This is a genomic window from Paenibacillus agri (assembly GCF_013359945.1).
Classification (GTDB): domain Bacteria; phylum Bacillota; class Bacilli; order Paenibacillales; family Paenibacillaceae; genus Paenibacillus_AQ; species Paenibacillus_AQ agri.
Genome location: NZ_JABWCS010000220.1, coordinates 288551 through 303649 on the forward strand (window position 1 = coordinate 288551; position 15099 = coordinate 303649).

At 50.1% G+C, this 15099-nt stretch carries 11 protein-coding genes and 1 CRISPR repeat array; all 11 genes read left to right on the forward strand.

The window, feature by feature from the left end:
• Positions 1 to 43: 43 nt before the first annotated feature.
• The 11 genes from icd to polA all read left to right on the forward strand — a co-directional run bounded on the left by icd (position 44) and on the right by polA (position 15055).
• Entirely contained in the window at positions 44 to 1339 is a 1296-nt protein-coding gene (icd, locus tag HPT30_RS26430) for an NADP-dependent isocitrate dehydrogenase (protein WP_175374266.1), read from the forward strand.
• Between the two features lie 72 nt (positions 1340 to 1411).
• Positions 1412 to 2353, forward strand: a complete 942-nt coding sequence (mdh, locus tag HPT30_RS26435) for a malate dehydrogenase (RefSeq protein ID WP_175374267.1) — start codon at positions 1412 to 1414, stop codon at positions 2351 to 2353.
• A 735-nt stretch (positions 2354 to 3088) separates the two neighbouring features.
• A CRISPR array of direct repeats spans positions 3089 to 3717; the repeat unit is 32 nt; unit sequence GTCGCTCCCCATGTGGGAGCGTGGATTGAAAT.
• A 209-nt stretch (positions 3718 to 3926) separates the two neighbouring features.
• Positions 3927 to 4355, forward strand: coding sequence for a hypothetical protein (locus HPT30_RS26440; protein WP_175374268.1), 429 nt, complete (start codon positions 3927 to 3929; stop codon positions 4353 to 4355).
• A 261-nt stretch (positions 4356 to 4616) separates the two neighbouring features.
• The gene (locus HPT30_RS26445; protein ID WP_175374269.1) at positions 4617 to 5486 is read left to right on the forward strand and encodes an SDR family oxidoreductase; all 870 of its coding nucleotides are present in this window, start codon (positions 4617 to 4619) and stop codon (positions 5484 to 5486) included.
• A gap of 210 nt (positions 5487 to 5696) precedes the next feature.
• Positions 5697 to 7292 carry a fumarate hydratase gene (locus tag HPT30_RS26450; RefSeq protein WP_175374270.1) on the forward strand — a complete coding sequence of 532 codons (1596 nt, stop codon included), beginning with the start codon at positions 5697 to 5699 and terminating at the stop codon, positions 7290 to 7292.
• Between the two features lie 104 nt (positions 7293 to 7396).
• Positions 7397 to 7786: a VOC family protein gene (locus tag HPT30_RS26455; protein ID WP_175374271.1), complete on the forward strand. Its 390-nt coding sequence runs from the start codon at positions 7397 to 7399 to the stop codon at positions 7784 to 7786.
• A gap of 194 nt (positions 7787 to 7980) precedes the next feature.
• On the forward strand, positions 7981 to 9774 hold the full coding sequence (pnpS, locus tag HPT30_RS26460; protein ID WP_175374272.1) for a two-component system histidine kinase PnpS: 1794 nt from the start codon (positions 7981 to 7983) through the stop codon (positions 9772 to 9774).
• A gap of 120 nt (positions 9775 to 9894) precedes the next feature.
• Positions 9895 to 10623, forward strand: a complete 729-nt coding sequence (locus HPT30_RS26465) for a response regulator transcription factor (protein ID WP_066374221.1) — start codon at positions 9895 to 9897, stop codon at positions 10621 to 10623.
• Between the two features lie 118 nt (positions 10624 to 10741).
• Positions 10742 to 11497 carry a phosphate ABC transporter ATP-binding protein PstB gene (pstB, locus tag HPT30_RS26470; RefSeq protein ID WP_066374223.1) on the forward strand — a complete coding sequence of 252 codons (756 nt, stop codon included), beginning with the start codon at positions 10742 to 10744 and terminating at the stop codon, positions 11495 to 11497.
• 64 nt (positions 11498 to 11561) lie between these two features.
• Positions 11562 to 12221 (forward strand): phosphate signaling complex protein PhoU, encoded by a 660-nt coding sequence (gene phoU, locus HPT30_RS26475; protein ID WP_175374273.1) that lies wholly within the window; start codon positions 11562 to 11564, stop codon positions 12219 to 12221.
• Between the two features lie 167 nt (positions 12222 to 12388).
• The gene (gene polA, locus HPT30_RS26480) at positions 12389 to 15055 is read left to right on the forward strand and encodes a DNA polymerase I (RefSeq protein ID WP_175374274.1); all 2667 of its coding nucleotides are present in this window, start codon (positions 12389 to 12391) and stop codon (positions 15053 to 15055) included.
• Positions 15056 to 15099: the final 44 nt, after the last annotated feature.

Consider the following 15099-nt stretch of genomic DNA (forward strand, 5'->3'; position numbering starts at 1 on the left):
GTATATGATTCATATCACAAAATATTGGGAGGAGTACACACAAATGTTGAAACTGGAAAAATACGAATTGCCGACAGAGGGCGAACAAATTACGATAGAGGACGGCAAGCTGGTTGTTCCGAATACGCCGATCATTCCATTCATTGAAGGCGACGGCACAGGCCGTGACATTTGGAAAGCCTCCAAACGAGTACTCGATGCTGCGGTAGCTAAGGCTTACGGCGGTTCGAAGCAGATTGCCTGGTACGAAGTTTTTGCCGGCGAGAAAGCCTTCAATACATATGGTGAATGGCTGCCGAACGATACACTGGAAGCGATCCGCGAATATATTGTAGCGATCAAGGGTCCACTTACGACGCCAATCGGCGGCGGTATCCGCTCCCTGAACGTGGCCCTGCGCCAGGAGCTGGATTTGTATACATGTCTGCGTCCAGTACGTTATTTTGAAGGCGTGCCTTCCCCTGTAAAACGTCCTGAACTGGTAGATATGGTTATTTTCCGTGAGAATACGGAAGATATTTATGCTGGTATCGAGTATCAGGAAGGTTCGGCAGAAGTGAAGAAAGTGATCGAATTCCTGCAAAAAGAGATGAACGTGAACAAGATCCGCTTCCCGGAAACTTCCGGTATCGGCATCAAGCCAGTATCCTCCGAAGGTTCCAAGCGCTTGGTGCGCGCTGCTGTAGAGTATGCAATCAAGCACGGACGCAAGAGCGTTACGCTGGTGCATAAAGGTAACATCATGAAGTTCACCGAAGGTGCCTTCAAGAACTGGGGTTACGAAGTGGCTGAACAGGAGTTCGGCGATAAAGTATTTACCTGGAACCAATATGATGTAATCAAGGATCGTGATGGCGAAGCTGCTGCGAATGCGGCACAGAAAGAAGCCGAAGCTGCTGGCAAAATCATCATCAAGGATGCCATTGCGGACATCGCGCTGCAACAAGTGTTGACTCGTCCTACGGACTTCGATGTCATTGCAACGCTGAACCTGAATGGTGACTATCTGTCCGATGCACTGGCTGCGCAAATCGGCGGTATCGGTATCGCTCCAGGAGCGAACATCAACTATGTGACAGGACATGCTATTTTCGAAGCGACCCATGGTACAGCTCCTAAATATGCAGATAAAGACGTTGTAAACCCAGGTTCGGTTATCCTCTCCGGCGTTATGTTGCTTGAGCACCTGGGCTGGCAGGAAGCGGCTGATCTGATCTACAAAGGCATGGAGACTGCAATCAACAACAAGACAGTTACCTATGACTTTGCCCGCTTGATGGAAGGTGCTACTGAGCTGAAATGCTCCGCATTCGCTGACGAAGTTATCAACCACATGTAAGAGTGCTGCCGGTGACAGTCATGGACGAATCAGTCCGGCTGTCCCGTCAAAACCGATCTAGGAGGATAAACGGTGGCTATCAAACGGTATAAAATTACAATCGTGGGTGCCGGGTTCACCGGTGCTACCACAGCACTTATGCTGGCTCAGAAGGAGCTTGGTAATGTGGTGCTGCTTGATATTCCCCAGCTTGAGAATCCGACTAAAGGCAAAGCACTTGATATGATGGAAGCCAGTCCTGTGCAGAAGTTCGATAGTCAGATTACCGGTACGTCGAACTATGAAGATGCCGCGGATTCTGACATTGTGATCATAACAGCGGGGATTGCCCGTAAGCCGGGAATGAGCCGTGATGATCTAGTCAACACGAACGCCGGGATTGTGAAATCAGTATGTGAAAATGTGAAGCGTGTAGCCCCGGAATCCATCGTAATTATTCTGAGTAATCCTGTGGATGCTATGACTTATGTGGCTTATAAGACCCTGGGATTCCCGAAAAATCGCGTCATCGGACAATCCGGTGTGCTGGATACCGCACGCTATTGTACTTTTATCGCCGAGGAGCTTGACGTCTCTGTTGAGGATGTGCGCGGTTTTGTACTGGGCGGCCATGGCGATGATATGGTGCCGTTGGTTCGTTACTCCAGCGTCGGCGGCATCCCTATCGACACGCTTATTCCAGCAGAGCGCATCGAAGCAATCGTGCAGCGCACCCGTGTGGGCGGCGGTGAGATCGTCAACCTGCTGGGCAACGGTAGTGCCTACTACGCGCCGGCGGCTTCGCTGGTGCAGATGACTGAAGCGATCCTTAAGGACAAGAAGCGGATCATTCCGGTCATTGCCCTGCTGGAAGGTGAATACGGCTATGAGAACTTGTTCATGGGCGTTCCTACACGGCTTGGGGCTGGCGGGATTGAGCAGATTTTTGAACTGGAGCTGACTTCTGAAGAGAAGGCCGCATTGGATAAATCGGCAGAATCCGTACGTGACGTAACGAACATCATTACAGTCTAAGTTGCGGTAAATGTTGAAGTGAAGAGCACCCGAAAGCCGTTGAAGGCTTTCGGGTGCTTTTTTGTATATAGAAAGCGGCTCAACTCCCTATCAGTGCTGGCCAAAATAGCTTCGTAAAACCAATTCAGTCAAACCAACTTCGTCTACCAATTTTGTCTGAGCAATTTCGTCAAACAACTTCGTAAAAACAGCCGTTTCAGAGGATTGAAGCTCTTGCAAAGGCGCTAACGGACCCTATGGTCGTTATTTATACATTAAGCTGCCCTTGGAATATGTAATGGACTCAGGTGACGTTATTTCCTCCCAAACAGCGGATTTTTAACCGGATTTCTGTTCATAGGGTCTCTGGAGTCCTTTATTTTCCTAAAAGTGGCCGGTCGGAGTCAATAACGTCGCTGGAGTCCGTTACAATACGAAACACGAAGCGAGTACTGATTTTGAGATAGATCGCAAAACAAGGATTTTGAAAAAAGATGGAGAATCTTGAAAGAGGAATATGGCGATGCCAGTCACGCTATCACTCAATTTGCATATGAGGCTATGGACTTTGTACGTTGCAAATGGCAGTGCGAATGTATAGCTCACATAAAAATCCCGGGTCCTCCGCACCACGAATATTACATTAATTGTATATTTTTTTGTTGGTAAAGTGTGGTTTTATCCTTTGGACTGGAGTTAATGAGTAATTTTTCGCCCCAAATAAGGTATTTTACCTTTTTATAGGTGAAAATCGCTGTCGCTCCCCATGTGGGAGCGTGGATTGAAATCAGCAGGGAATTGAGTTAGAACGAGAGAAGGAGGTCGCTCCCCATGTGGGAGCGTGGATTGAAATATAGTTTATATCAAGTCCGTCATAGTCGTAATCAGTCGCTCCCCATGTGGGAGCGTGGATTGAAATGATGGGCAAAAATTAAGTTCGCGAATAGTAGAAGTCGCTCCCCATGTGGGAGCGTGGATTGAAATATTTTGATAGGAGTCATAGCCGGATCTTCAGCCTCGTCGCTCCCCATGTGGGAGCGTGGATTGAAATTTGCGGGTAATCGTGGAGAAAACAATGCGATTCCGTCGCTCCCCATGTGGGAGCGTGGATTGAAATGGGGTATCAGGAGGCATACCTAACCTATCTGCAAGGGTAGCTCCCCATGTGGGAGCGTGGATTGAAATCTGATGGCTATGAACGAGAAGCAGGAGCAGATTTAGTCGCTCCCCATGCGGGAGCGTGGATTGAAATACTTTCAGGTGGTCACCAATAACCCGGACGTAACCAGTCGCTCCCCATGCGGGAGCGTGGATTGAAATCGAACTAAGCGGATCCAGCGCTGAAGTTATGACGTCGCTCCCCATGCGAAAGCATAGATTGAAATTGAGCAAATGTCTGAGTAACTAATTTAGAAGCATTGTAGCTTCCCATGTGGGAGCATAGCGCTCCCCCACCACCAACCCTCTGCCCAACACCTCCTTTTCCCAAACAACCTTCCAATTTCAGCCCGATATCCTTTTCTTGGCTATTGATATTGGGTATAATTGATAGTGATATAACTTTTATCACAATGAATACAGGAGGAGGTAGATTATGGACGGGAAGATTTTGTTTTTCTTACATATGATCGGGACTCTGGCGTTGGGATTTTATCTGGTGCTGCCTTTTATTCTGGGCCGTGCGGAGAAGCTGTCACCAGCTGCTAAAGAAGGTACGCTCAGCGCGATTGGCGGATTTAACCGTTTTGCCCAGTATGGATTGGTTATTCAACTACTGACTGGTGGTTACATGATGACCAAAGGCGAGTACTCCGTACCGTGGATGATTATCGTAGTTGTGCTGTTGCTTGCGATGTTTGCCCTGGGTGGCATTATGAGCAAGCCGCTGCGTCTGGCCGCTGCCGGTATGCGCGAGAATCGTGATGTCTCGGGCGAGACTGCGAAAATCCGTACTATGAGTGCACTATTAATGGTGGTTCTGTTATTGATGGTGTTCTTCATGGTGTACAACCAAATTATCTAGTTCTGCATGGAACAGATTGAAAGCGGATAAAAGACCGTTACTTGTGAGCATGGCTGACGAGAGGCGGTCTTTTTGGCGTGAGAAATAATAAATTTTCTAATCTCCTCTTGTTGAGCTGCTATGTTTGATCCACTCCAATGTGTGGTAAGTAACATAACGTAAAGACAGGCCAAACTGTCAGCAACGCATAAACATGGACCCTTGAGCCATCCTAAGATGATCAGCTTACATCCAATTGCACCGCGAAAGGAGACAGGGAAGATGTCAGATAGCAAGCAGACGAAGAAGACTTTACCGCCACAGGAGCAACAAAGCCAGCCCGGTATCGAGAGTCAAATGAATCCACGTCCTGAGTATGAGCCGAAGGGTTATAAGGCGGCAGGCAAGCTGCTGGGCAAGGCAGCGTTAATTACCGGAGGGGACAGCGGGATTGGCCGGGCGGTGGCAGTTCTTTTTGCCAAAGAAGGGGCCGATGTGGTCATTTCCTACCTCAACGAACATTCGGATGCAGAAGAGACTAAACGTCAGGTGGAGCAGGAGGGGCGTAAATGTATCCTGATCTCCGGGGATATCGGCGTGGAGGCCTTTTGCCAGGATTTAATCAATAAATCTGTGGACGGTCTCGGCAAACTGGATATCCTCATCAATAATGCCGCAGAGCAGCATCCGCAGGATAAAATCGAGGACATAACCTCCGAGCAGCTGGAGCGGACCTTCCGTACGAATATTTTCTCCATGTTCTATTTAACGAAGGCAGCTATGCCGCATTTAAAAGAAGGCTCGACCATCATCAACACGACTTCCATTACGGCTTATCGCGGAAGCCCGCAGCTGCTGGATTATTCGTCCACCAAAGGGGCGATTCTCAGCTTTACCCGTTCGCTGTCTGCTAATCTGGCCGATAAGGGGATTCGGGTCAATGGGGTCGCGCCTGGGCCAATCTGGACTCCGCTGATTCCATCCACCTTCGATGCGCAGAAGGTTAGTGAATTCGGGGCCACTCAGCCGATGAAACGCCCGGGACAGCCAGAAGAGCTGGCACCGGCTTATGTCTATTTGGCCTCCGACGACTCGACGTATGTGACCGGGCAGGTTATTCATGTCAACGGTGGCGAGGTTGTTAACGGCTAAGCGTATTTGGAGGTTATAACAGAAGCGTCTATCCTATCCTTGAACAGGATTTGGAGAGGCGCTTTTTTTGGTGTGCAGCGGGAGGTATAAAGTGTAGATGGTCAACCTGTCAAATTTAAAGTAAACCCTTTCATACGAGGCTCAATATGATATTATATTAATTATAAATAGACCTGAGACAACCTAGGACTGAGAGGAGCCTGATGAAGCATGCAGCAATTTGAAGACAGCATTTATAACCTGATTGTAGAGACCTCCACGAATCTGCCGGGTGATGTCCGGCGGGCGGTTGCCAAGGGACGTGCACTTGAAGACCGGGCGACCCGGTCGGGGCTGGCACTCGCCACGATTGCGCAAAATATCGGGATGGCAGAGCAGCAGGCTTCGCCGATCTGTCAGGACACAGGCATGCCTACCTTTATCATCCACACACCAGTGGGTATCAACCAGATCGAGATGAAGAAGGATATCTTCAGCGCTGTGCAAAGAGCGACCAAGAATGGCAAGCTGCGCCCGAACTCTGTAGACTCGCTCACAGGGGAGAACAGCGGAGATAATCTTGGCGCCGGAACACCAGTGATTCATTTTGAACAATGGGAAGAAGAAGGCATAGATGTCAGGCTCATTCTTAAAGGTGGCGGCTGCGAAAACAAAAATATTCAGTACAGCCTTCCTGCCGAACTAGAAGGACTGGGCAAAGCAGGACGTGATCTGGATGGTATCCGCAAATGTATCCTGCATGCGGTGTATCAAGCGCAGGGTCAGGGATGCAGTGCCGGATTCATCGGTGTTGGCATTGGCGGTGACCGCACAACGGGTTACGAATTGGCGAAGAAACAGCTGTTCCGTAAGGTCGATGATGTCAATCCGTTGGAAGATTTGCAGAAGCTGGAAGACTATATTTTAGAGAATGCCAACAAGCTGGGCATTGGGACGATGGGCTTTGGCGGCGAAGTGACGCTGCTGGGCTGCAAGGTTGGTGTGATGAACCGTCTTCCGGCGAGCTTTTTTGTCTCCGTTGCTTATAACTGCTGGGCTTTCCGCCGTCAAGGGGTGCTGGTCGATCCAACTACGGGCGGAATCACAGAATGGCTTTACGAAAGTGGAACTGGAATCTCTGTGGAAGATGGCACCGAGGCTGCAATTCCTGTAGCGGCTTTGTCGGAGTCTTCCGAAGCAGGTAGCGGTTTGGAAAATGCAGGTTCCGGGACAGCTACAGGCGGTTCACGAGAAGTGCGTCTGACGACACCAATCAGCGAAGAGGACGTTCGCAGCCTACGGGTCGGAGATGTAGTTATTTTGTCAGGCGAGATGCACACTGGACGTGATGCATTGCATAAATACCTGATGGATCACGAGGCGCCGGTGGATCTCGATGGTGCAGTAATTTATCACTGCGGTCCGGTTATGCTCAAGGATGAGGAAGGCTGGCATGTAAAAGCGGCGGGGCCGACCACCAGCATCCGCGAGGAGCCATACCAAGGTGATATTCTGAAGAAATTTGGTATCCGCGCCGTTATTGGTAAAGGCGGCATGGGGGCCAAAACGTTGAAGGCTTTGCAGGAACACGGCGGCGTGTACCTCAATGCCATTGGTGGAGCTGCGCAATATTATGCGGAATGCATCAAGAAAGTTAACGCTGTGGATTTCATGGAGTTTGGCATTCCGGAAGCCATGTGGCATCTGCAGGTGGATGGCTTCGCAGCCATCGTCACGATGGACGCTCACGGGAACAGTCTGCATGCTGACGTGGAGAAGGATTCAGCTGCCAAGTTAGCTCAATTCCGGGAGCCGGTATTCCAGTAAGTCATTATCTAGCCCGTTTGATAGCCTTGTTATATGTGGATGCCCCACGCATAGCGATGGACTCAGCGGGCTTTCTTATTCAATTGCGGGGGAGGAAGAAACAGATGTCACCACACTATGTAAGAAACGGGCTTCAGACGATTACTCCTTATTTTATTGTATCTAATGCTGACCGCTTGGTAGATTTTGTAGTGCATTGTTTTGAGGCCCGGATCATTGATATGCTGCGCAGCGACGACGGGCGGATCAAGCATGCCGAACTCCGAATCGGTGACTCAATGATCGAGTTGTCCGAAGCCAATAAGAAATATCCGCCGGTGCAGCAAACCATTCATCTATATGTTAGTGACGTGGACAAAACCTATCTAAAATGCCTGGAATCCGGTGGGATCATTATTGATGAGCCGGTGGATAAACCATATGGTGAACGCGGTGCCGGCATTAGAGACCCCCATGGGAACCAGTGGTTTATTGCGACTCGTACGCAAGATTGAGTGCCTCTTAGCAGGATGTAACCAGGAAGGGCGCCGCTGCAGATTTTCTGCGGAGGTGGCCCTTCTTTATTTTGGCATTTTACATTGCGTTAAAACTTGGCCTGTATAATGAACAGAATCGAACTGGCATTTTAACAAAAATGAGGTTAGGATTATTTTTAGAGAACATATGTAAAGAAAGAGGAAACTTATTCATGAAACCGTTTCGTATTCGGCTTACAATCATACTGATGACACTTATCGGGATTTCGATGATCGGTGCCGGATTTACAATGGCGCATCTCTTCAAGGAATCACATATTTCAGCGCTCGAAGAAAACATGTCCCGGGAAATAAAATTACTGTCGGGTACGTTTCAGTTCAGGGAAATGAACAGCCCGGATGCTATGACTTACTACACGGAGCAAGCCAGACATATCGCAGGGTTGACTAAGTCCAGAATCACTTTCATTACCAAGGACGGAAAGGTGATCGGGGATTCGGAGAAGGATCCGCTGCTGATGGACAACCACTCCAAACGGGAGGAAGAGGTGCTGGCTGCCAAGGAAGGCATAGGCCGTGCCATTCGATATAGTGATACTTTGAACAAAACAATGATGTATGTTGCCGGAGCTGTGGATTCCGATCAAGGTTTTCACGGTTATATTCGTCTCTCGATGTCCCTGGATGCTGTGACCGAAGGGCTGAACCGGGCCTGGATGATTATGGCCGCAGGTCTGGTTCTCCTGTTTATGGCCGCTACCTTTGTCAGTTACAGGGTGGCGTCCGGCATGACTTCGCCGATTGAACAGATCACGAGGGTGGCAAGGCGTATCACGGATCTGGACTATGACGCCCGGGTGCCGATGAAGCGCAAGGATGAGATTGGGCAGTTGGCCAAAGCGATTAATGCCATGGCGGACAGTCTGCAGAATCAACTCAAGACGATCCGCGACAACGAGGATCTGCTGCAAAGCGTGCTCGACAATATGACCGGGGGCATCCTGATGATTAATGAAGAGGGCGAGATTGCGCTGTTGAACCGGGCTGCCGAGCATATGCTGGATGTCAGCAACAACGAGATGGCCGGACAGTCGTATCAGGAGCTAAAGCGTCATTACGAGTTGACCCGGCTAGTGGATGAGGGGGTCTCTCGAAGAGAGCCGATCCATGAGGAACGCAGTATTTATAATCCGACAGAGCGTATTGTACGCCTGGACGGTGTACCAATGATGCAGGATGGCTCTTACAGAGGGATGTTGTTCCTGTTGCAAGAAGTTACGGATATCCGGCGCCTGGAGAAAATGCGCAGCGAGTTCGTGGCGAACGTCTCTCATGAGCTGAAGACTCCGGTAGCCGCAGTTAAGGGCTTTGCGGAGACCTTGCTCGGCGGGGGTGTTACAGACGAGAAGACCGCACGTTCGTTCCTCCAAATCATCTATGATGAGAATGAACGATTGAACCGCTTGATCGGTGATATTCTGGAACTATCCAAAATTGAGTCCAAGCGTGTTCAACTGGAATGCTCGCCAGTTCATGTTATTGATTTCTTCGATTCCGTACTGGAGACGATGAGCAAAGTGGCAGAGAAGAAGAATATTAGCCTCAGTGCCACAGTGCCGCCGGAGCTATTCATGGAGGGCGATGAGGACAAGCTTCGTCAGATCTTCATGAACCTGTTGTCCAATTCCATCAACTACACCCAGGACGGGGGTAATGTGAAGGTAACCGTGGCCAACCGGATGGAGGACGACGGCACTGAGAAAGTGATCTTCGCGGTCAGTGATACCGGGATGGGCATTCCGCGTAAGGACCTGCCGCGTATCTTCGAACGCTTCTACCGGGTGGATAAAGCGAGGTCCAGAAGTTCCGGTGGTACAGGTCTTGGATTGTCCATTGTGAAGCATCTCGTGGATTTACACCGCGGAAATATCAGTGTTGAAAGTGATCTTGGCATTGGAAGCACATTTACTGTTGAACTTCCGCTGCTTCAGGAAGATGAAGAATAAGTGTGGGGATAATTAATCGCTGAGCGTTTCTATCTTTTTTACACCAAGTTAACATTTCGGTGATATGATGGCATTGTTGCTGTTTTGTAAAATTTAAAACATATGAATACGGGGGAACTTATGGCACAACGATTGCTTGTCATTGAAGACGAACCGACGCTGGCCCGCCTGTTGTCCTACAACCTGACACAGGAAGGTTATGAGGTCACGGTAGAGGATCATGGAACCGCAGGATATGATCGTGCGACCCGGGAGCCCTTTGACCTCATCGTACTGGATTTAATGCTGCCTGGAATGAACGGTATTGACATTCTTGATAAATTGCGTGGTCAAGGCATCCGCACACCGGTTATTGTGCTGACCGCCAAAAATGCAGAAGAAGATGTTGTCCGTGGATTGAAATCGGGAGCTGATGATTATATAACAAAACCATTTGGCGTCTCAGAGCTACTGGCCCGGGTCAGCGCAGTGCTACGCCGGATTTCTGGACTGGCAGAAGAGGCACCGGCGGAAACGACGGCGTCTGCATCTACCATTATTTTGGGACAACTTGAGATTTATCCCGAGCGGTACGAGGTTTCGCTTGGCGGACACAGCATCAACCTGCGTCCGAAGGAATTTGAAGTGCTGCTGTACTTGGCCCGCAAGCCAGGGGTTGTGCTTACACGTGACGATCTGATGAATGCAGTGTGGGGCTTCGACTACATTGGTGGACAGCGGACGGTTGACGTGCATGTCAGCTCCTTGCGTAAAAAGCTGGAGCTTGATCCCGAGTCGGTTCATATTGATTCAATTCGCGGAGTTGGCTACAAACTCGTTGTGAATAAGAAGAGGGCTCCTGTCATATAATTGACGGGGGTTCTTTTTTGCGTCTTATTTTACAATGCGTTAACATTTCTCCACAACTCTATTTACACTGCCCGGGTATCATGAGGTACGAAGATGATGAGAAGGAGACGCAAAACTAATGAAATCCATCATTGACATAGAGAAATTGGATCTCTATTATGAGTCTTTTCACGCGCTAAAGAATGTGGAACTACAGATTCCGGAGAAACAGGTTACAGCTTTTATCGGGCCTTCCGGCTGTGGTAAGTCTACGCTTTTGCGTACCCTAAACCGAATGAATGATATGATTCCCGGAACACGTATTGAAGGTAAAGTTAAGATCGGCGGCAAAGATATTTACAGTGACGATGTTGAAGTGGAAAGCTTGCGCAAGCAGGTCGGCATGGTATTCCAACAGCCTAATCCTTTTCCAAAGTCCATTTATGACAATGTAGCCTACGGTCCTCGACTGCACGGAATCCGCTCGAAGAGTGAACTGGACGGTATCGTAGAACAAAGTCTGCGTCAATCCGCTCTTTGGGAGGAAGTTAAAGACTTCCTGAAGAAATCCGCGCTCAGTCTGTCCGGGGGACAGCAGCAACGGCTCTGTATTGCCAGAGCACTCGCTGTGCAGCCTGACATCCTGCTCATGGATGAAGCAACCTCAGCGCTTGATCCTGTATCCACGCTTAAGATTGAAGAGCTGGTGCAGGAGCTGCGGGACAAGTATACGATTGTTATGGTTACACATAACATGCATCAGGCGGCACGCGTCTCAGGACGAACAGTATTCTTCCTGAACGGTGTGATTGTGGAGGCGGCAGATACAGAGCTGCTGTTCTCGAACCCTAAGGATTCACGCACGGAAGATTATATTTCGGGACGCTTCGGTTAAGCTTTTTAATAAAGCGGGATTGAAGTGACAACTGACATACCACCTGAGGAGGATCGCTCTGGATATGATTCAAAGAAAAGAATTTGACAAGGACTTGGAAGAGCTGCGCAGTCTGCTACAGCAGATGAGTGAGCATGTAACGAATGCGCTCGAAGGTGCGGTTTCCGCGCTGCAAAACCTCGATACTACGCGCGCTCAGGAAATAGTGAAGGCCGATTTGCGCCTTAATGCCATGGAAGACCGGATCATGGAGATCGGATCGAAGCTGATCATTACCCAGCAGCCAGTTGCCAAGGACCTGCGTCGTATTATCGTTGCTTTTAAAATATCGAGCGATCTGGAGCGGATGGGCGATCTGGCGATTGATGTCGCCAAGGTTACAATGCGCATTCAAGGACAGCAATTGATCAAACCGCTGGTAGACATCCCGCGTATGGCTGAGATTGTCAACGTAATGATCAAGGAAGCGATCGTTGCTTATCTGGATGAGAACACGGATCTGGCCTACAAAATGGCTCAGGACGATGATCAGGTAGACCACCTCTATAGTGCGATGATCACTGAGCTGTACACGTTCTTGACAGAGAAGCCGGATGCACTGAATCAGGTTATGCTGCTGACGCTGGTGGGCCGTTATATCGAGCGGATTGCCGATCACGCCACTAACATTGGTGAAAGTGTGGTATATCTGGTTACAGGCAAGCGCCCTGATCTGAATCAATAATCGTTAATACGGGAATACAGAATAGATGAATCTTTATGAACGCCGGCCCCCGCCGGCGTTTGTTCTATTTACAGAGTTCTGCCAGGTGATAGGCGAAATCGTTTCGTCTTCGTACGGCCATATGTTAAAATGGTGAAAGTATGCAACATAAAAGGGTGGGTGCAACAATGGATAAATTGATTCTTATAGATGGCAACAACGTTATTTACCGGGCGTTTTTTGCAATGCCTCCTCTAACGAATACGGCAGGACAGCAGACGAATGCCGTGTACGGGTTCACAACGATGCTGCTGCGTCTCATAGAGGAACATAAACCGACACATATGATCGTGGCATTCGATGCCGGCAAGATTACTTTCCGTCATGAGGGGTATCAAGAATATAAGGGCGGGCGGCAAAAAACACCGCCGGAGCTGTCCGAACAGTTCCCGCTGCTGAAAGACCTGTTGCGTAACCTCGGCGTGCCTCAGTTCGAAATTGAGAGCTATGAAGCCGATGATATCATCGGCAGTATCTCCCGCAAGGCGGACGAAGCTGGTCGTGAGGTCATGATCGTCTCAGGGGACAAGGATATGCTGCAATTGGCTTCGGAGCATACAACTGTTGCCTTGATCCGCAAAGGCGTTACCGAAATTGAACTGTACGGACCGGAACAGATTCGTGAGAAATATGATCTGACCCCGGAACAGATTATCGACCTTAAAGGGCTTATGGGTGACGCCAGTGACAACATTCCCGGCGTACCAGGTGTCGGCGAGAAGACTGCACTGAAGCTGCTGCATCAATTCGGCTCTGTGGAAGGGGTTATCGCAGGCACTGGTGAGCTTAAAGGCAAGATGAAAGAGAAGCTCGAAGCACATGCGGATGATGCCATCATGAGTAAGAAGCTCGCGACGATCTACCGCGAAGTTCCGTTGGAACATGGCTGGGAGGATATGGTCTTCACAGGACTGAACCGCGAGACTGCAGGACCAGCGCTGGCGAAATTGGAATTCAAATCGCTGCTGGAACGCCTGTCCCTGAGTGGTAGCGCCCCTGCTCCTGAGGGAGAAGAGGCTGCTGAAGCTCAAGAGGCTGAGCTTGAGATTACCATTGTGGGCGAGGATGAACTGGACGATCTGATTGCAGCACTGCCTGGTATCTCCGCACTGCATGTGGAGTCGAACGGGGACAATCCGCACCGTGCTGAGGTGATCGGCATTGGGCTGTCTTCGTTGGATCGGCATTACTATGTGCCGTTTTCCCTGTTGCAAAGTCCAGCTGCTGCCAAGCTGCGGGATTGGCTGGGGGACGAGCATACCCCGAAGAGCGGCTACGATTTACACCGGGCTGATCTGGCCCTCCACTGGCAAGGGATTCCTTTTGCCGGGGCGGCGAAGGATGTACAGCTGGCAGCTTATCTGCTGGATCCGACGGAAGCCAACCAGGATCTGAGCGATCTTGCGGCTAAATACAGTCTGCCACGTCTGGCCACGGACGAAAGTGTGTTTGGCAAAGGTGCCAAATACAAAGTGCCAGAGCTGGAGGTTCTGGGCCACCATGTGGCGCGGAAGAGTGCGGCAGTGCTGGGAATTGTCCAGAAGCAGGACAAGGAACTGGACGAGACAGACATGAACGGTCTGTTCGATGATCTGGAGATGCCGCTATCGCGCATCCTGGCTGACATGGAGAAGCAAGGGATTGCCGTGAACAAGGAGGATCTGAAGGAGCTCGGTAAGGAATTCGAAGCTCAGATCGCCAAGCTTGTCGCTGAGATCTATGAGATTTGCGGCACGGAATTCAACTTGAACTCTCCGAAGCAGCTTGGTGAGATTCTGTTCGTGAAGCTGGGGCTGCCTGTCGTCAAGAAGACGAAGACCGGATACTCTACGGATGCCGAGGTGCTGGAGAAGCTGGCCCCTTATCATGATGTTGTGCGGCTGATCCTGCAATACCGGACGATCGCCAAGCTTCAATCCACTTATGTGGAAGGGCTGCTCAAGGAAATTTCACCAGATACGGGCAAGGTCCATACGTTCTACCGCCAGACTATTGCGGCAACCGGACGACTAAGCAGCCAGTTCCCGAATCTGCAGAATATCCCGATCCGCTTGGAAGAGGGGCGCAAGCTCCGCAAAGTATTTGTACCTTCGGAGCCGGGCTGGTCCATTCTGGCCGCAGACTATTCCCAGATCGAGCTGCGGGTTCTGGCGCATATCTCTGACGATGAGCTGTTGAAGGACGCTTTTCTGCATGACATGGATATTCATACGAAGACCGCGATGGATGTCTTTGGCGTGACTGCCGAGCAAGTGGATAGCAACATGCGCCGCTCTGCCAAGGCAGTAAACTTCGGTATCGTGTACGGTATCAGCGATTACGGCCTATCGCAGAACCTCAATATTCCGCGGAAGGAAGCTGCCCGGTTCATCGAGCAATATTTTGAAGTATTCCAGGGCGTGCGCCGTTATATGGATGAGATTGTGGTGGAGGCGAAGAAGAACGGCTATGTCACCACACTGCTGGAACGCCGTCGCTACCTGCCGGAGATTAATGCCAGCAATTTCAACCTGCGTTCCTTTGCGGAGCGCACAGCGATGAATACACCGATTCAAGGTACAGCCGCAGATATTATCAAACTGGCGATGGTCCATATGGACAAGGCACTGTTCGAACGCGGATTGAAGAGCCGCATGTTGCTTCAGGTACACGATGAACTTGTGTTCGAGGTGCCAGCGGAGGAACTGGAGCTGATGAAGGTGCTGCTGCCTGAGGTCATGGAAGGCGCACTTAAACTGTCGGTTCCGCTCAAGGCAGAGGTAAGTTATGGAAGCAACTGGTATGAGGCGAAATAGAACCCCCGCGTGCCTCCGATATCCGGTATAATGGAGTAGAGGTG

Coding starts and splice junctions, on each gene's coding strand:
- polA (WP_175374274.1), top strand. CDS start 12,389: ATGGATAAATTGATTCTTATAGATGGCAACAACGTTATTTACCGGGCG.
- HPT30_RS26465 (WP_066374221.1), top strand. CDS start 9,895: ATGGCACAACGATTGCTTGTCATTGAAGACGAACCGACGCTGGCCCGC.
- pstB (WP_066374223.1), top strand. CDS start 10,742: ATGAAATCCATCATTGACATAGAGAAATTGGATCTCTATTATGAGTCT.
- phoU (WP_175374273.1), top strand. CDS start 11,562: ATGATTCAAAGAAAAGAATTTGACAAGGACTTGGAAGAGCTGCGCAGT.
- pnpS (WP_175374272.1), top strand. CDS start 7,981: ATGAAACCGTTTCGTATTCGGCTTACAATCATACTGATGACACTTATC.
- HPT30_RS26455 (WP_175374271.1), top strand. CDS start 7,397: ATGTCACCACACTATGTAAGAAACGGGCTTCAGACGATTACTCCTTAT.
- HPT30_RS26450 (WP_175374270.1), top strand. CDS start 5,697: ATGCAGCAATTTGAAGACAGCATTTATAACCTGATTGTAGAGACCTCC.
- HPT30_RS26445 (WP_175374269.1), top strand. CDS start 4,617: ATGTCAGATAGCAAGCAGACGAAGAAGACTTTACCGCCACAGGAGCAA.
- icd (WP_175374266.1), top strand. CDS start 44: ATGTTGAAACTGGAAAAATACGAATTGCCGACAGAGGGCGAACAAATT.
- HPT30_RS26440 (WP_175374268.1), top strand. CDS start 3,927: ATGGACGGGAAGATTTTGTTTTTCTTACATATGATCGGGACTCTGGCG.